Source organism: Thauera sp. 63 (assembly GCF_000310165.2).
In the GTDB taxonomy this organism is placed as follows: Bacteria; Pseudomonadota; Gammaproteobacteria; order Burkholderiales; family Rhodocyclaceae; genus Thauera; species Thauera humireducens.
In genome coordinates this window covers 119547-139263 of record NZ_AMXC01000002.1, presented here as the reverse complement: position 1 = coordinate 139263, position 19717 = coordinate 119547, and the positions used below count along the sequence as shown (strand labels likewise).

At 65.0% G+C, this 19717-nt stretch carries 16 protein-coding genes; 3 read left to right on the top strand and 13 right to left on the bottom strand.

Translation table 11 applies throughout. From position 1 onward, the window contains the following. Positions 1-41: 41 nt before the first annotated feature. From pstS to C664_RS02770, 5 genes are all read right to left on the bottom strand, one after another. The gene (gene pstS / locus C664_RS02790) at positions 42-1085 is read right to left on the bottom strand and encodes a phosphate ABC transporter substrate-binding protein PstS (protein WP_004253003.1); all 1044 of its coding nucleotides are present in this window, start codon (positions 1083-1085) and stop codon (positions 42-44) included. Between the two features lie 137 nt (positions 1086-1222). After that, on the bottom strand, positions 1223-2575 hold the full coding sequence (gene glmM / locus C664_RS02785; protein WP_004253001.1) for a phosphoglucosamine mutase: 1353 nt from the start codon (positions 2573-2575) through the stop codon (positions 1223-1225). A gap of 56 nt (positions 2576-2631) precedes the next feature. Continuing rightward, a complete protein-coding gene (gene folP / locus C664_RS02780; protein ID WP_038010729.1) occupies positions 2632-3462 on the bottom strand; it encodes a dihydropteroate synthase in 831 nt (276 codons plus the stop codon). Between the two features lie 69 nt (positions 3463-3531). Beyond that, the gene (gene ftsH, locus C664_RS02775) at positions 3532-5424 is read right to left on the bottom strand and encodes an ATP-dependent zinc metalloprotease FtsH (protein ID WP_004252997.1); all 1893 of its coding nucleotides are present in this window, start codon (positions 5422-5424) and stop codon (positions 3532-3534) included. A 114-nt stretch (positions 5425-5538) separates the two neighbouring features. Then, positions 5539-6162: an RlmE family RNA methyltransferase gene (locus C664_RS02770; RefSeq protein ID WP_004252996.1), complete on the bottom strand. Its 624-nt coding sequence runs from the start codon at positions 6160-6162 to the stop codon at positions 5539-5541. 76 nt (positions 6163-6238) lie between these two features. Here C664_RS02770 and yhbY point away from each other — a divergent pair, with 76 nt between their 5' ends. After that, entirely contained in the window at positions 6239-6703 is a 465-nt protein-coding gene (yhbY, locus tag C664_RS02765) for a ribosome assembly RNA-binding protein YhbY (RefSeq protein WP_004252994.1), read from the top strand. 82 nt (positions 6704-6785) lie between these two features. Here yhbY and greA read toward each other — a convergent pair whose 3' ends face one another. The 6 genes from greA to C664_RS02735 all read right to left on the bottom strand — a co-directional run bounded on the left by greA (position 6786) and on the right by C664_RS02735 (position 15301). Beyond that, entirely contained in the window at positions 6786-7262 is a 477-nt protein-coding gene (greA, locus tag C664_RS02760) for a transcription elongation factor GreA (protein ID WP_004252992.1), read from the bottom strand. Then, entirely contained in the window at positions 7259-10489 is a 3231-nt protein-coding gene (gene carB / locus C664_RS02755) for a carbamoyl-phosphate synthase large subunit (RefSeq protein WP_004252991.1), read from the bottom strand. The genes greA and carB overlap by 4 nt, the downstream gene beginning before the upstream one ends. A gap of 85 nt (positions 10490-10574) precedes the next feature. Next, positions 10575-11717 (bottom strand): glutamine-hydrolyzing carbamoyl-phosphate synthase small subunit, encoded by a 1143-nt coding sequence (gene carA / locus C664_RS02750; protein ID WP_004252989.1) that lies wholly within the window; start codon positions 11715-11717, stop codon positions 10575-10577. Between the two features lie 154 nt (positions 11718-11871). Beyond that, positions 11872-14031, bottom strand: coding sequence for a response regulator (locus C664_RS02745; protein WP_004252988.1), 2160 nt, complete (start codon positions 14029-14031; stop codon positions 11872-11874). Between the two features lie 8 nt (positions 14032-14039). Continuing rightward, positions 14040-14846 carry a 4-hydroxy-tetrahydrodipicolinate reductase gene (gene dapB, locus C664_RS02740; RefSeq protein WP_004252985.1) on the bottom strand — a complete coding sequence of 269 codons (807 nt, stop codon included), beginning with the start codon at positions 14844-14846 and terminating at the stop codon, positions 14040-14042. Positions 14847-14893: 47 nt separating this feature from the next. Next, complete coding sequence (locus C664_RS02735) at positions 14894-15301, bottom strand: outer membrane protein assembly factor BamE (RefSeq protein WP_004252983.1); 408 nt, start codon at positions 15299-15301, stop codon at positions 14894-14896. A 151-nt stretch (positions 15302-15452) separates the two neighbouring features. Here C664_RS02735 and fur point away from each other — a divergent pair, with 151 nt between their 5' ends. Beyond that, positions 15453-15890, top strand: a complete 438-nt coding sequence (gene fur, locus C664_RS02730; RefSeq protein ID WP_004252981.1) for a ferric iron uptake transcriptional regulator — start codon at positions 15453-15455, stop codon at positions 15888-15890. Between the two features lie 31 nt (positions 15891-15921). On the opposite strand, the gene recN is transcribed toward fur, so the two are convergent. Together recN and C664_RS02720 are read right to left on the bottom strand one after the other, a co-directional pair. Next, the gene (recN, locus tag C664_RS02725; protein ID WP_004252978.1) at positions 15922-17580 is read right to left on the bottom strand and encodes a DNA repair protein RecN; all 1659 of its coding nucleotides are present in this window, start codon (positions 17578-17580) and stop codon (positions 15922-15924) included. A gap of 47 nt (positions 17581-17627) precedes the next feature. Next, a complete protein-coding gene (locus tag C664_RS02720; protein ID WP_004252975.1) occupies positions 17628-18512 on the bottom strand; it encodes an NAD kinase in 885 nt (294 codons plus the stop codon). Between the two features lie 126 nt (positions 18513-18638). Between C664_RS02720 and hrcA the strand changes: the two genes are divergently transcribed. Beyond that, complete coding sequence (gene hrcA, locus C664_RS02715) at positions 18639-19667, top strand: heat-inducible transcriptional repressor HrcA (protein WP_004252974.1); 1029 nt, start codon at positions 18639-18641, stop codon at positions 19665-19667. Positions 19668-19717: the final 50 nt, after the last annotated feature.

Sequence of the window (19717 nt, the reverse complement as noted above, 5' to 3'; positions counted from 1 at the left end):
TCTGGCTGTTGGTTACGTTGAACCACGGGGCGCGGTCCGAGTTACTTGACCGGGAAAACCGCCTTGCCACCGGCGTCCTTCATCTCGCCCCAGGAGGCGCGAATCAGGTCGATCGTCGCCTTCGGCATCGGGATGTACTCGAGCTCGAGCGCCATCTCGCCACCGTTAACGTAGGCCCAGTCGAAGAACTTGAGCGCTTCGGCGGCCTGAGCGGGCTTGTCCTGAACCCTGTGCATCAGGATGAAGGTCGCGCTGGTGATCGGCCACGACTTCGCACCCGGCTGGTTGGTCAGGATCTCGTAGAACGCCGACTTCGACCAGTCTGCACCCTCTGCAGCAGCGGCGAAGGTCTCGTTGTTCGGCTCGACGAACTGGCCTTCCTTGTTCTGCATGATGGCATGCGAGAGCTTGTTCTGCTTGGCGTAGGCGTACTCGACGTAGCCGATCGAACCCGGCAGACGCTGCACGAACGCCGACACGCCTTCGTTGCCCTTGCCACCCAGCCCCACCGGCCACTGCACGGCGGTGCCTTCACCGATCTTTTCCTTCCACTCGGTCGAAACCTTCGACAGGTAGTTGGTGAACACGAAGGTGGTGCCCGAGCCGTCAGCACGACGGACCACACCGATGTCCTGGTCCGGCAGCGCGAGACCCGGGTTCAGCGCGACGATCGCGGGGTCATTCCACTTGGTGATCTTGCCATGGTAGATCTGGGCCAGAAGCTCGCCGGTAAACTTCAGGTCACCCGGCTTGATGCCCTGGAGGTTCACAACGGGCACCACGCCGCCGATCACGGTCGGGAACTGCTGCAGACCGCCTTCGGCAAGCTTCTCGGGCGTCAGCGGCATGTCCGAAGCACCGAAGTCGACCGTCTTGGCGGTGATCTGGCGAATGCCACCGCCTGAACCGATCGACTGGTAGTTCACCCGATTGCCCGTCGCCTTCTGATAGGCATCAGCCCACTTGGCGTAGATCGGCGCGGGGAAGGATGCGCCCGCTCCGGTGATGTCAGCCGCTTGGGCAGTGACGGCAAACAGGACGGCGGAAGAAGCGGTAAGAGCGAACTTGGTGGAAAAACGCATCATGACTACCTCGGGTTGAAAGACTAGACCCGTAAGGTATCAATGCATTGTTACAGCCACGTTTCATGTCATCAAACGGGAAGAAAACCCCCGCAGAGCGACGGCGGCCGGAGCCGCCTCCGCTCCGGCAGCACATCCAATCAGGCGACCGCGTTCTGCACGGCCAAGGCGATGTCTTGGGCAAGGCGCTCGACAAGGGCGCCATCGCTGCCTTCCACCATCACGCGCAGCAAGGGCTCGGTACCCGACGGACGCAGCAGCACGCGACCGCTGTCGCCCAGTTCCGCTTCCGCCTGTGCCTGTGCCGCAGCGATGCCTCCGTCAGCGCACCAGTCGAAGCCTGCCGGCAGGCGCACGTTGATGAGCTTCTGTGGATAGAAGACAAGGTCGGCGCAGGCTTCCGCAAGCGTCGCGCCCCGCTGCTTGAGGGCAGCCAGCACCTGCAGGGAGGAGACGATGCCGTCGCCGGTGCTATGGCGGTCCAGGCAGATGATGTGCCCGGAGTTCTCGCCACCGAGCTTCCACCCGCGCTCGTGCAGCAATTCCAGCACGTAGCGATCGCCGACCTTCGCGCGCGCGAACGGCACACCAAGACGGGCAATGGCATGCTCGAAGCCCAGGTTGCTCATGAGCGTACCGACCACCCCGTCCAGCCGTCCCTCTGCCTTCTGAGCTGCTGCAATCACGTACAGCAGCTTGTCGCCATCGTAGATCTCGCCCCGATGGTCGACCATCATCAGCCGGTCGGCGTCGCCGTCGAGCGCGATGCCGAGGTCCGCCCCCTGCGCGAGCACCGCCTGGCGCAGGTGCTCTGGCCGGGTCGCGCCGACGCCGTCGTTGATGTTGAGGCCATTGGGCTCCACCCCGACGGGAAGCACCTCGGCGCCCAGCTCGTGGAACACGGCGGGGGCGATCTGGTATGCCGCGCCGTGGGCGCAATCGAGCGCGATGCGCAAGCCGCGCAGGTCGAATTCGTTGGGGAAGGTGCTCTTGCAGAACTCGATGTAGCGTCCGGCGGCGTCGTTGATGCGACGCGCCCGACCGAGTCGCGCGGAGTCGACGCACCCCATCGGCTGATCCAGCCGCGCCTCGATCTCGACCTCGATCGCATCCGGCAGCTTGGTGCCGCCTGCGGAGAAGAACTTGATGCCGTTATCGTAGAAAGGATTATGCGATGCGGATATCACCACGCCCGCCTGCAGGCGCAGCGCCCGGGTCAGGTAGGCGACCGCCGGCGTGGGAATCGGTCCCGCGAGCATGACGTCCACACCGGCCGCAGCGAACCCCGCCTCCAGTGCAGCCTCCAGCAGGTAGCCCGAGATGCGGGTGTCCTTGCCAATGAGTACGGCAGGGCGTTCGCCAGCTGGAAGCTTCTCGCGGGCAACGAGCGTCACCCCGGCCGCATAACCCAGCTTCATCACGAACTCCGGCGTGATCGGCGCGTCGCCGACCTTGCCACGCACGCCATCGGTACCGAAATACTTGCGCCCCATCGTCACTCCACGTCTGTCTCAAAACGCGGATTATCGCATCCGGCACCCAGCCTTGCTCACGCGTCGCCGCACACCGCCTGCCAGACCTTCAGTGCGTCGCAGGTCGGCCCCACATCGTGCACGCGCACGATGCCCGCTCCGCGCTGCACGGCGATGAGCGCGGCAGCGACGCTGGCCGGCATGCGCGCCTCGACCGGCCGTCCAGTCACCGCACCCAGCATGGTCTTGCGCGACAGCCCCGCGAGCACCGCGAACCCATCGACCCGGAAGCGCTCGAGTTCCCGCAGCAAGGCGTAGTTATGCACCGTACGTTTGCCGAAGCCGAAACCCGGGTCCAGCACGATGCGCTCGCGTGCGACGCCCGCAGCCTCGAGGGCCTGCACCCGCTCGTCGAGGAAGGCCTTCACCTCACCCACCACGTCGTCGTAGCGCGGATCGTCCTGCATCGTGCGCGGCACGCCCTGCATGTGCATCACGCACAGGCCCGCCGGACTCGCAGCAACCGCCTCGATGGCGCCCTCAGCGCGGAACGCGTTGATGTCGTTGATCATGTCCGCCCCGGCCCGCACCGCCGCGGCCATCACGGCCGGTTTCAGCGTATCGACCGACAGTGGAATGTTCCAGTCGAGGGTGCGTTCGATGAAGCCGACCACGCGCTCCATCTCCTGCGCCTCAGGGACCGGATCGGCACCAGGGCGCGATGATTCGGCACCGATGTCGAGCATCTGCGCACCCTGCTCGACGGCCAATTCCGCCCGCCGCAGGGCTGCGGACAGGTCGCCGTGAAGGCCATCACCGGTGAAGGAGTCATCGGTGAGATTGATGATCGCCATCACTTGCGGCCGGGAAAGATCGAGGCAGAAACGCCCACACTGAACAGTCGTCATGCTGAAGCACCAAGAGAAACGGGCCGGAAAAACCGGCCCGTCGGATTACAGGGTCAAGAGCGGTGAAACTCAGGCCGCGGGAGCTGCCGCGGTGGGAGCCGCCCCGGGGGCATCGTCCTTCGGACGCGAGGTCGGCGTCGACACCGGCTTCGGCGCCCGCGGAGGCCTGCCCTCCATGATGTCGTTGATCTGCTCGGCGTCGATGGTTTCCCACTCGAGCAGAGCCTTCGTCATGGCCTCGACCTTGTCGCGGTTCTCCTCGAGCAGGCGACGCGCCAAGGCGTACTGCTGGTCGATGATCCGACGGATCTCGGCGTCGACCTTCTGCATCGTCGCTTCGGACACATTGCGGTGCGTCGTTACCTGGCGCCCGAGGAAGATCTCGCCCTCCTCCTCGCCATACACCATCGGCCCCAGCGTGTCCGACATGCCCCACTGCGTCACCATGCGACGCGCCAGATCGGTCGCACGCGCGAAATCGTTCGAAGCGCCGGTGGTCATCTGCTTCATGAACACCTCTTCCGCGATACGGCCACCGAACAGCACGGCGATGGTCTGCAGCAGACGGTCGCGATCCTGGCTGTAGCGGTCTTCGGTCGGCAACTGCATCGTCACGCCCAGCGCACGACCACGCGGGATGATCGTGACTTTATGGACCGGATCGGTCTTGTCCAGCAGGCGCGCCACCACGGCATGTCCCGACTCGTGATAGGCCGTGTTGCGGCGCTCCTCCTCAGGCATGACCACCGAGCGGCGCTCCGCGCCCATCATGATCTTGTCCTTGGCACGCTCGAAGTCGTCCATGTCGACCAGGCGCTTGTTGGCGCGGGCGGCGAAAAGTGCGGCTTCGTTGACCAGGTTCGCCAGATCGGCACCGGCAAAGCCCGGCGTACCACGCGCCAGAACCTGCGGATCGACGTCGGGTGCGATCGGCACCTTGCGCATGTGGACCTTCAGGATCTGCTCGCGGCCACGGATGTCGGGCAGTGCCACCACCACCTGACGGTCGAAACGGCCGGGACGTAGCAGCGCCGGGTCAAGGACATCGGGACGGTTGGTCGCGGCGATCACGATCACGCCGGTCTGCCCCTCGAAGCCATCCATCTCCACGAGCAACTGGTTCAGGGTCTGCTCGCGCTCATCGTTGCCGCCACCGAGGCCTGCGCCACGCTGGCGCCCCACGGCGTCGATCTCGTCGATGAAGATGATGCACGGGGCCTGCTTCTTCGCCTGCTCGAACATGTCGCGCACGCGCGCCGCACCCACGCCGACGAACATCTCGACGAAGTCGGAGCCGGAAATCGAGAAGAACGGCACCTTGGCCTCACCTGCGATGGCCTTGGCGAGCAGCGTCTTGCCGGTCCCCGGCGAGCCGACCATCAGCACGCCCTTGGGAATGCGACCGCCGAGCTTCTGGAACTTGGAGGGATCACGCAGGAACTCGACCAGCTCGAACACCTCCTCCTTGGCCTCGTCGCAGCCCGCGACGTCGGCAAAAGTGATGGTGTTGGCGGACTCGTCAAGCATACGCGCCTTGCTCTTGCCGAACGAGAATGCGCCTCCCTTTCCGCCCCCCTGCATCTGACGCATGAAGAAGACCCACACGCCGATCAGCAATAGCATCGGGAACCAGGAGACGAACACGCTGGCTAGGAAGGACTGCTCTTCTTCCGGCTTGGACGCATTGATCTGCACACCGTAGCGCATCAGGTCGGACACCATCCAAATGTCCTGCACACCGGGTGTATAGACCGTGATCGAGCGTCCTTCCTGGGTGGTCGCCTTGAGCATGCGACCGTCAATGGTTGCCTTGGCGATGCGTCCAGCCTTGGCTTCCTCCAGGAACTGCGAGTACTCCATGGTGTTGGGCGCAACCTGACGCGTATTGAACTGGTTGAACACGGTCATCAGCACGACGCCGATGACCATCCAGATCGCGAGGTTTTTGAATAGATTGTTCAACGTTCCCTTCCTCAGAAGCCGTTTTTGGCCATGTACGCGACTGACCGATTCTAGTGCCGAACGTTCCCGCCGGCAAACCAATGGCCGCGATTACTACGGCCAATCGCTACAGCATCAGACCGCACGCGGACCCTTGCCGAGCAGATAGACCTCGGCACTGCGGTCGCGCGACGCCTTGGGCTTGCGCACCTGCACCGAAGCAAACGCCGCCTCCATCTGCTTGCGGTACTCCATGAAGCCTTCGCCCTGGAACACCTTGACCAAAAACTGACCGCCCGGTTTCAGATGGCGGACGGCAAAATCGAGCGCCAGCTCGCACAGATGGATCGATCGCGCCTGGTCGACCGACGTCACGCCGGACAGGTTCGGCGCCATGTCCGAAAGGACGACATCGACCTTGGCGCCCTCGAGCCGCGACTCGAGATCCTCGAGCACCGCATCCTCGGTGAAATCGCCATTCAGGAAGTCGACACCGGCCACCGGTTCCATCGGCAGGATGTCGAGCGCAAACACCTTGCCCTTTGCCCCACAACGTTTTACTGCAACCTGACACCACGACCCCGGCGTCGAACCGAGATCAACCACGACCGCTCCGGATTTCAGCAGGCGATCGCGCTCGTCGACCTCGATCAGCTTGTAGGCCGCACGGGCGCGATAACCGTCCTGCTGCGCGCGCTGCACATAGGGGTCGTTCAGATGGTCGTGCACCCAGGCACGGCTTGTCTTGTTCTTTTTCATCGACTTAGAAGAAGTTCGCCTCTAGTAATCAGAGTAGAATTGCGCGTTTGACGCTTCAAGCATTCAGAGAGATTCAATGATCGAACTCACCCCGGTCCAGCGCCGCGACCTGCGCGCGCGGGCCCATCACCTGAACCCCGTCGTGACCATCGCCGGCAATGGCCTGACACCCACCGTCGTGGCCGAAATCGAACGCTCGCTGCAGGCCCATGAACTCATCAAGGTGAAGGTCCAGGGCGCCGAACGCGAGCAGCGCGATGCGCTGATGAACGAACTGTGCGAAACGCTCGACGCAGCACCGGTACAGCATATTGGCAACATCCTCGTCGTCTGGCGCCAGCGACGCGAGGAAGAAAAGAATGCAGCCCCCGCTACGCAGAAGTCCGGCGCACGACCCTCGACAGCCAAATCGGCAGCGGCATTTGCTGCCGCGGCGCGCCGTGCCGCACTGGCCAAGGCGAGCGCCGAAGCACGCCGCTCGCCCGCGCGCGGGCCGGCTTCACGCAGCCGGGGTCCGGGCAGCGGCACTCGCGGTCGCTGAGCGAGGCGACGCAAGATAGCACAAGGGGCGGCTCGATGGCCGCCCCTTTTTCATTCGCCACCTGCAGGCGAATACCCGACTTTCACTCGTAGCGCACGTCGAGAATTTCGTACTCGCGCACACCACCCGGCGCCTGAACTTCAGCGATGTCACCGGCGTACTTGCCGATCAGCGCGCGGGCGATCGGCGAGCTCACCGAAATCTTGCCTTCCTTGATGTCGGCCTCATCCTCGCCGACGATCTGGTAGGTCACGACCTGCCCGGACTCCATATCCTCGAGTTCCACGGTCGCGGCGAAGACGCAGCGCCCATCGGCATCGAGCAGCTTGGGATCGATGATCTGGGCGTTGGCCAGCTTGCCCTCGACCTCCATGATGCGCCCCTCGATGAAACCCTGGCGCTCCTTGGCGGCGTCGTATTCGGCATTCTCCGACAGATCGCCGTGCGAGCGCGCCTCGGCGATCGCCGCGATCACGTTCGGACGCTCCACCGTCTTCAGGCGGTGGAGTTCCTCGCGCAGCTTCTCGGCGCCAGCAACAGTCAGCGGCGTCTTGCTCATGCTGCGCCCTTCAGTTCGGCGTGCAGCGCCTGCACCGAATACACGTCCAGACCATTGGCCATGTGCCGCATGCCCATGCAGGCCGCGCGCGCACCTTCGATGGTGGTGAAGATGGTGAGCTTCGCCGCGAGCGCGCTGGTACGGATGGAGCGCGAGTCGGTGATGGCCTGCCGCTTTTCCTCGACCGTATTGATCACGAGCGAGATCTCCTCGTTCTTGATCATATCGACGATGTGCGGACGCCCCTCGTTGACCTTGTTCACCACGGTGACCGGGATACCTGCCGCCTCGATGACCGAACCCGTGCCACGGGTGGCCACCAGTGCGAAGCCAAGCTCGTGGAGTTCCTTCGCCACCTCGACTGCCACCGGACGGTCGCTGGGCTTGACGCTGATGAAGGCATTACCGCCGGTCGGCAGCTTCACGCCCGCGCCGATCTGGCTCTTGACGAAGGCTTCGGCGAACGTACGCCCGACGCCCATGACCTCGCCGGTCGACTTCATCTCGGGCCCGAGGATCGTATCCACGCCGGGGAACTTCACGAACGGGAACACCGCTTCCTTGACCGAGTAGTACGGCGGCACGATCTCGCCGCTCACACCCTGGCTCTCCAGGCTCTGGCCGGCCATGCAGCGTGCAGCGACCTTGGCCAGTTGCAGGGAGCAGGCCTTGGAAACGAAGGGAACGGTACGCGAAGCGCGCGGGTTCACTTCCAGCACATACACGACGGCGTTGTCGCCCTCGCCCTGGATGGCGAACTGCACGTTCATCAGACCGCAGACGTTGAGCGCACGCGCCATCGCTTCGGTCTGGCGGCGCAGTTCGTCCTGCAACTTGGCCGACAGCGTGTAGGGCGGCAGCGAGCAGGCCGAGTCGCCCGAATGCACGCCGGCCTGCTCGATGTGTTCCATGATGCCGCCGATCATGACCTGCTTGCCGTCGGACAGCGCATCGACGTCGACTTCGGTGGCGTCGTTCAGGAAGCGGTCGAGCAGCACCGGCGACTCGTTCGAGACCTTCACCGCTTCGCGCATGTAGCGCTCGAGATCCTTCTGCTCATGCACGATTTCCATCGCACGACCGCCAAGCACGTAGGACGGGCGCACCACCAGCGGATAGCCGATCTCGGCGGCCAGGCGGACCGCCTCTTCCGGCGTACGCGCGGTGCGGTTGGGCGGCTGCTTGAGGCCGAGGTCGGTGAGCAGCTTCTGGAAGCGCTCGCGGTCCTCCGCAGCGTCGATCATGTCCGGCGTGGTGCCGATGATGGGCACGCCGTTCTCTTCCAGCGCCTTCGCGCGCTTCAGCGGCGTCTGGCCACCGAACTGCACGATCACGCCGACCGGCTTCTCGATATGCACGATCTCGAGGATGTCCTCGAGCGTGATCGGCTCGAAGTACAGGCGGTCCGAGGTGTCGTAGTCGGTCGAGACGGTCTCGGGGTTGCAGTTGACCATGATGGTCTCGTAGCCGTCTTCACGCAGGGCAAGCGCGGCATGGACGCAGCAGTAGTCGAACTCGATGCCCTGGCCGATGCGGTTCGGACCGCCGCCCAGCACCATGATCTTTTTCTTGTCGGTCGGACGCGCCTCGCACTCGTCCTCGTAGGACGAATACATGTATGCGGTGGAAGTGGCGAACTCGGCCGCGCAGGTATCGACGCGCTTGAACACCGGACGCACGCCGAGCGCATGGCGATGCAGACGCACGGCAGTTTCGTCGGTGTTGAGCAGCTTCGCGAGGCGACGATCAGAGAAGCCCTTGCGCTTGAGCTCGCGCAGTTCGGCGGCCTGCAGTGCCTTGAGCGAACGGCCGGCGAGCGCCTTCTCGGACAGCACGATGTCCTCGATCTGGGCGAGGAACCACGGATCGATCTTGGTCAGGTTATGCACCTGTTCCTGGCTCATGCCCTCGCGGAAGGCCTGGCCGACGTACCAGATGCGCTGCGGGCCGGCGCTCGACAGTTCGTGCTCGAGATCGGCGCTGTCCGCCTCGATCTCGTCCAGGCCATAGGCCCCCACCTCGAGGCCGCGCAGGGCCTTCTGGAAGGACTCCTGGAAGCTGCGACCCATGGCCATGACTTCACCCACCGACTTCATCTGGGTGGTGAGGCGGTCGTTGGCCTGCGGGAACTTCTCGAAGGCGAAGCGCGGAATCTTGGTGACGACGTAGTCGATCGAGGGCTCGAAGGACGCCGGCGTGGCGCCGCCGGTGATGTCGTTCTTGAGTTCGTCGAGCGTGTAACCCACCGCCAGCTTGGCTGCGACCTTGGCAATCGGGAAACCGGTCGCCTTCGAGGCCAGCGCCGACGAACGCGACACGCGCGGGTTCATCTCGATGACGATCATGCGACCGTCCTTCGGGTTGATGGCGAACTGCACGTTCGAGCCGCCGGTGTCGACGCCGATCTCGCGCAGCACCGCGATCGAGGCGTTGCGCATGATCTGGTATTCCTTGTCCGTCAGCGTCTGCGACGGGGCGACGGTGATCGAGTCGCCGGTGTGCACGCCCATCGGATCGAGGTTCTCGATCGAGCACACGATGATGCAGTTGTCGGCGCGGTCACGCACGACTTCCATCTCGTATTCCTTCCAGCCGAGCAGCGACTCTTCGATCAGCAGCTCGTTGGTCGGGCTCGCCTCGAGACCACGCTTGCAGATCTCGTGGAACTCTTCCATGTTGTACGCGATGCCGCCACCGGTGCCGCCGAGCGTGAAGCTCGGACGGATGATGACCGGAAAGCCGATGCCGCCCTGCACCTGCAGCGCCTCTTCCATGCTGTGGGCGATGCCCGAGCGCGCCGAGCCAAGACCGATCTTGGTCATCGCGTCCTTGAACTTCAGGCGGTCCTCGGCCTTGTCGATCGCCTCTTCCGAGGCACCGATCAGCTCCACGCCATACTTGGTCAGCACGCCGTTGCGACCGAGGTCGAGCGCGCAGTTCAGCGCGGTCTGCCCGCCCATCGTCGGCAGGATCGCGTCGGGGCGTTCCTTCTCGATGATGCGCTCGACCACCTGCCAGGTGATGGGCTCGATGTAGGTGACGTCGGCCGTCTCCGGATCCGTCATGATCGTGGCCGGATTCGAGTTCACAAGGATGACCTTGTAGCCTTCCTCGCGCAGGGCCTTGCAGGCCTGGGCGCCGGAGTAGTCGAACTCGCAGGCCTGGCCGATGACGATCGGGCCGGCGCCGATGATCAGGATGCTCTTTATGTCGTTACGTTTCGGCATTGTCTTGCCTCGATGATTCCTTGACCCGGCCTTGTGCGCCGGCGTCGAACAGTGAGGGCAGGCCCAGAGCCCGCCCGGTGCCGTGTTACTTGGCCTCTTCCATCAGCTTGATGAAGCGGTCGAACAGATAGGCGACGTCGTGCGGACCGGGGCTCGCTTCCGGGTGCCCCTGGAAGGTGAAGGCCGGCACGTCCGTGCGCGCAATACCCTGGTTGGTGCCGTCGAACAGCGAAACGTGGGTCACGCGCAGGTTGGCCGGCATCGTCGACGGATCGACGGCGAAACCGTGGTTCTGGCTGGTGATCAACACGTTGCCGGTGTCGAGGTCCTTCACCGGGTGGTTCGCACCATGGTGGCCGGTGGCCATCTTCATGGTCTTCGCCCCGGAGGCAAGCGCCAGCAGCTGATGGCCGAGGCAGATGCCGAAGGTGGGCGTGCGCGTTGCGACGATCTCGCGGATCGCCTCGATGGCGTAGTCGCAGGGCTCGGGGTCGCCGGGGCCGTTGGACAGGAACACGCCATCCGGTTTGAGCGCGAGCACGTCCTTGGCGGGCGTCTGCGCCGGCACCACGGTCAGGCGGCAGCCACGTTCAGCCAGCATGCGCAGGATGTTGAACTTGACACCGAAATCGTAGGCGACGACGTGGAAACGCGGCTCGGCCTGGTCGACGTAGCCCTCGCCGAGCTTCCACTCGGCCTGCTTCCATTCGTAGGCCTCGGTCACACTCACGACCTTGGCCAGGTCCATGCCGGCCAGACCAGGGAAGGCCCGCGCCTGCGCGATGGCTGCATCGGCGTTCAGCGTCTCGCCTTCGGCGGCGGTGACGATGCAACCCGCCTGCGCCCCCTTTTCACGCAGCACACGTGTCAGCTTGCGTGTGTCGAGGCCTGCGATCGCCACGACGTTCTCGGCACGCAGGTAGGCGTCGAGACGCTGGGTCATACGGAAATTGGACGGCAGGATCGGCAGGTCGCGAATGACCAGGCCGGCCGCATGGACGCGCGCCGACTCGACGTCTTCGACGTTGACACCGGTGTTGCCGATGTGGGGATAGGTCAGTGTGACGATCTGGCGCGAATAGCTCGGGTCGGTCAGGATTTCCTGATAACCGGACATCGAGGTATTGAACACCACCTCGCCAACCGTACTGCCTACCGCACCGATACCCTTGCCGTGGAAAACCGTCCCGTCGGCAAGCGCAAGAAGGGCGGACGGGTATGCACTCACGAGTAACTCCTGGATTCAGCTTTAAAATCAGGGACTAACGAACATTCGCGCCCCGATATGTGCAAAAAAGCGGGACGAGCCTCTGGGCCGATCCCGCTGATAAACCGTCGAATTATATATTTTTGGGCGAACGAAGGCAAACGGCGCCGATTCACTATGAAGGACGATAATCGGCTCGCAGCACCTTCGCCAGCCGTCTCATCTCGTCGATGAGGCGGCTCGCCTCGGTCGTGGCGGCGGCAGGATCACCGTCGCGGGCCATCTGCTCGAGCGTTCCTGCCGCCTCCAGCGCACGCTGGGCACCAAACAGGCCCACGGACCCCTTGATCGAGTGCGCAAGGTCTGCGAGTCGCGTGAAATCGAGCCCCGCCGCTGCGCGCTGCAAGTCACCGACGATACGGTCGAAATCACGGAAGAACACCGCGAGCAACTGCTGCACCACCTCCTCGTCGCCCTCGAACATCTGCCGCGCCTCCTGCAGATTGGCGACAAGCCTGTCGGCCGACGGGTCGAGCTCTAGAAGGCTGTGATCGCCATAGCCATCGTCGTCCTCATGCCTCGGTCGCATCACCCGGTCAATCGCTGCGTGCAACGCGTCGGCACGAATCGGCTTGGAGACGTAATCGTCCATCCCCGCCTCAAGGCAGCGTTCACGGTCGCCCGCCATCGCATGCGCCGTCATGGCGATGATCGGGACGGCATGCCAGTGCCCTTGCACGACCCAGCTGCGTCGCGCCTCGCGGGCGCGGATCGCCTGCGTCGCCTCGAGGCCGCCCAGGACCGGCATCTGCACGTCCATCAGGATCAGATCGAAGCGCCCCGCATCGTATGCCTCGATGGCCTCGGCGCCGTTGCCCACGATGCTCACACGGTGCCCGGCCTTTTCCAGCAGGCGGGTGACGACGGTCTGATTCACCAGGTTGTCCTCGGCGACCAGGATCGAGTATCCCTCGGAAGGCTTCTCGGCAAGCGCCGACTCGAGCAGCATCGCCGGCTCCAGCACGAAGGCCGGCGCCACCACGGGCACCTCGGCCTGCGCTTCGTGTCGGCCTTTCGCCAATTGCAGCGCCTCGAACAGGTCGCCGGCCGAGAACGGCTTCGACAGCCGCACGGGCAGGCCGAATTCCTTGCAGCGCGCCGAGTCCTCCCGCTGGGTATGACTCGACAGCATCATGACGATGCGATCGACGCAGGGCGTCGCGTCGGCGAAACGCCTGACCAGCTCGAAACCCGCCGGCTCGGGCATGTCCGCGTCCATCAGTAGGAAGTCGAAAGGATCACGACCATCGCGCGCCGAGACGAGCGCAGCGATGACGGCTTCACCCGTCGTGGCGACTTCGGCACGGATTCCGCACTGCAGGCATACTCCGGCGAGCATGGCGGCGAAGGCTTCGTTGCGTGCGGCGATCAGCAGGCGCGCCGCTCGCAGATCGTCAGGGCCGTGCATGGTCTCCTCGGCAACCACGCCCAGCGGCACGACGACCGAGAAGGTGCTACCCCGGCCCGGCTCGCTCTGCACTTCTATCAGGCCGTTCATCAGCTCGATCAGGTGACGGGAAATCGTGAGCCCCAGCCCGGTACCGCCGTACTTGCGATTGGTCGACACCTCGGCCTGCAAGAACGCCTCGAAGATGCTCTCGAGCTTGGCGGCATCGATGCCGCATCCCGTATCGCGCACGCTGATACGCAACACCACACCGCCCGTGGTTCGCCCCTCGACGCGAACACTGACCTCGATCTCACCCCGTTCGGTGAACTTGATTGCGTTACCAACGAGGTTGGTCAGCACCTGCCGCAGTCGCGTCGGGTCGCCACACAACACCGACGGCACATCGGGCGCGAGATCGAAGAAGAGCTCGACACCCTTCTGGTGCGCGCGCAAGGCGAGTGCCCGGCAGGTGTCCGACACCACTAGGGCCGGCGTGAAATCGATCTCCTCGAGTTCCAGCCGCCCCGCCTCGACACGCGAAAAGTCGAGGATGTCGTTGATGATCGTGAGCAGGGTCTCGGCCGAGGACTTGACGGTCTGCACGTAGTCGCGCTGCTCACCGGAAAGTTCGGTATCGAGCAGCAGATCCGTCATGCCCAGGATGCCGTTCATCGGCGTCCGGATCTCGTGGCTCATGCTGGCAAGAAAATCGCTCTTGGCCCGGCTCGATGCCTCGGCGGCCGCCTTGGCTTCGAGCAGCTCCATTTCGCGCCGCCCACGCCCGCCGACCGCGATGCCCGAAGCCGGGAACGGTCGCCAGATCCAGCGGGGCTTTCGGGTAGCGACCGCCGCCCTGAGCTGGTCGCTACGCCGCTTGTTGTCCATGCTCTCGCTCAGCGCAATCCCAGGACGTCCTGCATGTCGAACAACCCCTTGCTGCGTCCTTGCAGGAAGCGCGCGGCCCTCAGCGAACCCAGCGCATAGGGCATGCGACTGCCCGACTTGTGGGTGATTTCGATCCGCTCGCCGATGCCGGCGAACAGGACGGTGTGATCCCCCACGACGTCGCCGCCGCGAATCGTCGAGAAGCCGATGGTTTCGGCCCGACGCTCGCCAGTGTGGCCTTCCCGTCCGTAGATCGCGCACTCGTCGAGATCGCGTCCGAGTTCGCGCGCCACCACCTCGCCCATGCGCAGCGCGGTACCCGACGGGGCATCGACCTTGAAGCGGTGATGCGCCTCGATGACCTCGACGTCATAGCCCTCGGACAGGATGCGCGCCGCCACCTCGAGCAGCTTGAAGACCGCGTTGACCCCCACCGCCATGTTGGGCGCGAACACCACCGGAATGTCCTCGGCCGCTTCCGCAATCGCTGCCTTGCCAGCCGCATCGAAGCCGGTGGTACCGATCACCATGGCCTTGCCCAGCTCGCGTGCGATGGCGAGATGCTCGAGCGTGCCTTCCGGCCGTGTGAAGTCAATCACGCAGTCGGCGGCTGCGATCGCGACACGCACGTCGTCGACGATCGCGACACCGCTTGCCACGCCGGCCATCTCGCCCGCATCACGCCCGACGAAGGGCGTACCGGCACGATCGAAAGCCGCGCCGAGGCGGATCCCTTCGGCTGCCAGCGCAGCCTCGATCAGCATCCTGCCCATACGGCCGGAAGCGCCGGCGATCGCAACACGAATATCAGACATCGAATCCCGTCCTAGAAATCCTGGCCCCGCCCAAGCGGGGCGATGCATCACTTGTCGGCGGACGCCGGAACCTCGACCACGCGGCTGCGCTCGACAGCGGCGGCCGGCGCCGAATCACTGGCTGCCTGCACGTCGCCCTCGACGCGATCCAGACGATCGTCGACGAAATACACGGAAATGACGCGCTGCTCGGCCTGACCGGAGCCCGGCAGGTAACGGTAGACGTAGTCCCAGCGGTCCTTGCGGAACAGATCGACGACCAGCGGCGAACCGAGCACGAAGCGCACTTGATCGCGCGTCATGCCGCGCTTGAGCTGGGCCACCATGTCCTGGTCCACATAGTTGCCCTGGCGAACATCGATACGGTAAGGATTGACGACACCGACCACGGAGTCGAAGGAGCAGCCGGAAATCAGGCTTGCGGCGAGAAGAGCTGCTGGCAGGTAGGGGCGCATGTAGAAAGGTGTCGAGGAGCGTGCGCACGGGGTGCGCGGTTCTCAGGAAAGGGCAAAAAATATAACATAGGGTGACATTACAGGGCGTGCAGACTCGCACGCGCGCCCACACAACGCACATGCGCCAACCCCCACCCATCGAGCCGCCGCCATGACCGACAATTCCAAGAACCTGAAAAGCATCGGCCTCAAGGCGACCTACCCGCGCCTGAAGATCCTCGACCTTTTTCAGAGTTCAGATCAACGCCACCTCACCGCCGAAGACGTCTATCGCTCACTGATGAACGAGGGCATGGACATCGGCTTGGCGACCGTTTACCGAGTGCTGACGCAGTTCGAACAGGCGGGCCTGCTCGAGCGCCACTACTTCGAATCCGGCAAGGCTGTGTTCGAACTCAATGAAGGCGGTCACCACGACCACCTGGTGTGCATGCAGTGCGGCAAGGTCGAGGAGTTCTACGACCCCGAGATCGAACGCCGGCAGAATGCCATCGCCAAGGAACGCGGCTTCTCGTTGCGCGAGCATGCGCTGTACCTGTATGCCGACTGCACCCGCGAGAAGTGCCCGGACCGTCCTGCCGAAAGCTGAATACTGAGCCGGAGCCGCCAGGCTCGCTGACCTAACCGCGCTGCCCGAGCATTTCGGCAGCGTGCTCGCGCGTGGTGCTGGTGATGTTGACGCCGCCCAGCATGCGCGCGATCTCTTCCACGCGCCCCTCGCGATCGAGCGGCGTGACCTCGCTGACCGTCTCGCCTGCCTGTTCGCGCTTTGCAATGCGCCACTGCCAGTCGGCGCAGGCGGCAACCTGCGGCAGGTGTGTCACGCACATGACCTGTCGGCCCTCGCCCAGACGGGCAAGCAACTTGCCGACGATCTCGGCCACCCGCCCGCCGATGCCGACATCGACCTCGTCGAAGATCAGCGTCGGCGTCTCCGAGGCACGGCTGGTCATCACCTGGATCGCCAGCCCGATCCGGGACAATTCGCCGCCCGACGCCACCTTGGCCAGGCTGCGCAAGGTCTGCCCCGGGTTGGCCGCCACGCGGAACTCGACACTCTCCACGCCAAACGCGCCGGGCTCGCAGCGCTCAAGGGCAACCTCGAAGCGCCCGCCCGCCATCGCCAGCGTCTGCATCGCCTCGGTGATCTCATGCGACAGCACCTCGGCCGCGGGCCGCCGCGCGGCCGACAGACGCTCGGCGGCCGCATCGTAGTCCCTGCGCGCGCGCGCCTCGTCCGCCGCCAGCCGTTCGGGATCCGCGCTCGCCTCGAGGGTCTCGAGCCGCGCCTTCCACTGCTCGCGCAGTTCGGGCAGGACATCCACCCCGACCCGGTACTTGCGCGCCATGTCGGTCACCGCCGCGATGCGGCGCTCGATTTCGTTGAGACGCTGCGGATCGAGATCAAGCCGGTCACGATAGCGACGCAGCGCATGGAGCGCCTCGTCCGCCTGGATCGCCGCTGAGGCCAGCAGTTCGCGCACGTCGCCCAGGGCCGGGTCGATGTCGGCCAGCGACGCGATGCGCGCGTCGAGGTGGCGCAACACCGAGCACACGGCCAGTTCGCCCTCGCCCAGCGTATCGAGCGTTTCGTCGGCGCCTTCCATCAGGCTGGCGGCATGCGCCAGGCGCCCGTGCTCGGCGTTGATCTCGGCCCATTCATCCGCATCGAATGCGAGTTCATCCAGTTCCCGCAGCTGCCAGGCGAGCAGTTCGCGCTCGCGCGCGGAACTGGCGGAGTCGTTCTCGGCTTCCAGTCGCAGTCGGGCAAGGCGCTGCCAGTCGCGATAGCGCGCTCCGACCTCGGCGACGAGCGCCTCGGCGCCGGCCTGGGCGTCGAGCAGGACGCGCTGCGCATCGGCGCGCAGCAGCGCGTGATGCGCGTGCTGGCCATGGATGTCGGCCAGCCATTCCCCCGCCGCACGCAGCTGCGCCAGCGTCACGACGACACCGTTGATCCACGCGCGGCTGCGGCCGCTGACGTCGATGGTCCGCCGCAGCAGCACGCAGCCCTCCTCCACCGGCAGCGCCTGCTCGCCCAGCCACGCCCGCAGGCCACCGCCTTCGGGCAGGTCGAACTCGGCGATCACGTCAGCGCGCTCCCGCCCCACGCGCACCATGCCGGCCTCGCCACGCCCGCCCAACGCCAGTCCCAGCGCATCGAGCAGAATGGACTTGCCTGCGCCGGTCTCGCCGGTCAGGGCGCCGAAGCCGGAACCAAAGTCGAGCTCGAGTTGATCGACGATGACGAAATCGCGAATGGAGAGGCTTCTCAGCATGGCAGACGAACGGAATTGGGAGGACGGACCGCCGGCGCGGCACGGGTTCAGTTGTGGCGCGGCGTGGCGCTCCAGTGGAGCTTTTCGCGCAGCATCGCAAAGTAGCTGTAGCTTTCCGGATGCAGCAGCCGCAGCGACTGCGCCGAGCGCGTCATGCGCACGACGTCACCGGCGCGCAGATCGAAGCGCGCCTGGCCATCGAAGTGCACGCGCGCGTCCTGCGGCGGCAGCAGTTCGATGTCGATACGGCAATGGTCGGGCAGCGTGATCGGCCGCGCCGTCAGCGCGTGCGGACACAAGGGCACCAGCGCGATGCCCCCCACGCTGGGATGAAGGATCGGCCCGTTGGCGGACATCGCATACGCGGTGGAGCCGGTCGGCGTCGAGACGATCATGCCGTCCGACCGCTGCGTGTAGACGTATTCGCCATCGATCGACAGATCGAACTCGATCATCCGCCCGAGATCGCCCTTGTTGACCACGACGTCGTTGAGCGCCAGCGTGTGAAAGGCCCGTGTGCCACCGCGCAGCACCTCGGCATCGAGCATGAATCGGGACTCTTCCGTGTAGCGTCCGGCGATGATCTCCCCGAGTCCCCGCTGTGCGTCGTTGAGCGCAATGTCGGTCAGGAAGCCGAGGCGTCCGAGGTTGACACCCGCCAGAGGCACGCCGTATTCGACGAGTCGGCGTGCGGTATGCAGCATCGTGCCGTCGCCGCCGATGACCACGGCAAGGTCGGCCTCGCCACCAATGTGCTCGTAGCTCGCGACGGGAAAATCTCCCGCGCCGCCGATGGAACTCGCCGTTCCCTGCTCGATCCACACCATCAGCCCGCTTTCGCGCAGGAAGCGGGCGATCGCCATCACCGACTCGGCGACGTCCGGACTCTGGTATTTGCCGACGAGGGCAAGGTTCCTGAATTTGGCATTCATGGAGGCGGATTAAACCATAACCGGACAGCCCCTTGGCGCCGCTGCAGGCGGCGCTTGCACGAGCGCTGCCCTACTGGCCACCCGCGCCCCACTCTCATAGAATCCGGGCTATATTCCCTGTCAGCCATGAATTCGCTCGACGCCCGCTCCCAGATCCTGCTGAAGACCCTGATCGAACGCTACATCGTGGACGGCCAGCCGGTTGGTTCGCGCGCCCTGTCACGCTTTTCCGGACTGGAGCTGTCGCCAGCCACGGTGCGCAACGTGATGAGCGACCTCGAGGAGATGGGTCTGATCGCCAGCCCGCATACGTCGGCAGGGCGCATCCCGACGCCTTTGGGCTATCGCTTCTTTGTCGATGCCCTGCTGACCGTACAGCCGCTCGAGACCGCCCGCGTCCGCGAGCTGAAAGGGCAGCTCCAGCCCGACCAGCCTCAGCGCCTGATCAACTCGGCCTCTCACCTGCTGTCGAACCTCACGCAGTTCGCCGGCGTGGTCGTGGCGCCGCGCAAGGACGCCGTGCGCATCCGCCAGTTCGAGTTCATAAGCCTGTCCGAAAACCGCATCCTGCTGATCATCGTCACCACGGCGGGTGACGTGCAGAACCGCATCCTGCTGACGCGCCGCGCCTACAATGCGGGCGAACTGAGCGGCGCGGCGAGCTACCTCAACGAACACTTCGCCGGGCTGTCCTTCAACGAGATCCGTCGCCGGCTTGCCGACGAACTGCGTCAGCTGCGCAGTGACATGACCGAGTTGATGACCGCCACGGTGGATGCCGGCAGCGAAGCCGCCGAAGAGACTGCCACCAGCTACGTCATCTCGGGTGAAACCAACCTGCTCGACGTCGAGGACCTGTCCTCGAACATGTCGCGCCTGCGCGAGCTGTTCAAGCTCTTCGAACAGCGCACCGGACTGATGCAATTGCTCGAGCTGTCGAACCGGGCCGAAGGCGTGCAGATCTTCATCGGCGGCGAGTCGGGCCTGGCTCCGCTTGATGGCTGCAGCGTCGTTACCGCGCCGTACGAGGTCGACGGCCAGGTCGTGGGCTCGGTCGGCGTCATCGGCCCGACGCGCATGGCCTACGACCGCGTCATCCCCATCGTCGACATCACCGCACGGCTCTTGTCGAACGCCCTGTCCGCAAACGCCTGACCTGCCGGCGCGCATGACGCGACCGGCACTGGAACCACCGCTCAAGGACC

Bases quoted from the DNA above. Each gene is read 5' to 3' on its own strand.
- pstS (WP_004253003.1), bottom strand. From the start codon at position 1,085: ATGATGCGTTTTTCCACCAAGTTCGCTCTTACCGCTTCTTCCGCCGTC.
- glmM (WP_004253001.1), bottom strand. From the start codon at position 2,575: ATGGGGCGCAAGTATTTCGGTACCGATGGCGTGCGTGGCAAGGTCGGC.
- folP (WP_038010729.1), bottom strand. From the start codon at position 3,462: ATGACGACTGTTCAGTGTGGGCGTTTCTGCCTCGATCTTTCCCGGCCG.
- C664_RS02770 (WP_004252996.1), bottom strand. From the start codon at position 6,162: ATGAAAAAGAACAAGACAAGCCGTGCCTGGGTGCACGACCATCTGAAC.
- yhbY (WP_004252994.1), top strand. From the start codon at position 6,239: ATGATCGAACTCACCCCGGTCCAGCGCCGCGACCTGCGCGCGCGGGCC.
- greA (WP_004252992.1), bottom strand. From the start codon at position 7,262: ATGAGCAAGACGCCGCTGACTGTTGCTGGCGCCGAGAAGCTGCGCGAG.
- carB (WP_004252991.1), bottom strand. From the start codon at position 10,489: ATGCCGAAACGTAACGACATAAAGAGCATCCTGATCATCGGCGCCGGC.
- C664_RS02745 (WP_004252988.1), bottom strand. From the start codon at position 14,031: ATGGACAACAAGCGGCGTAGCGACCAGCTCAGGGCGGCGGTCGCTACC.
- dapB (WP_004252985.1), bottom strand. From the start codon at position 14,846: ATGTCTGATATTCGTGTTGCGATCGCCGGCGCTTCCGGCCGTATGGGC.
- C664_RS02735 (WP_004252983.1), bottom strand. From the start codon at position 15,301: ATGCGCCCCTACCTGCCAGCAGCTCTTCTCGCCGCAAGCCTGATTTCC.
- fur (WP_004252981.1), top strand. From the start codon at position 15,453: ATGACCGACAATTCCAAGAACCTGAAAAGCATCGGCCTCAAGGCGACC.
- recN (WP_004252978.1), bottom strand. From the start codon at position 17,580: ATGCTGAGAAGCCTCTCCATTCGCGATTTCGTCATCGTCGATCAACTC.
- C664_RS02720 (WP_004252975.1), bottom strand. From the start codon at position 18,512: ATGAATGCCAAATTCAGGAACCTTGCCCTCGTCGGCAAATACCAGAGT.
- hrcA (WP_004252974.1), top strand. From the start codon at position 18,639: ATGAATTCGCTCGACGCCCGCTCCCAGATCCTGCTGAAGACCCTGATC.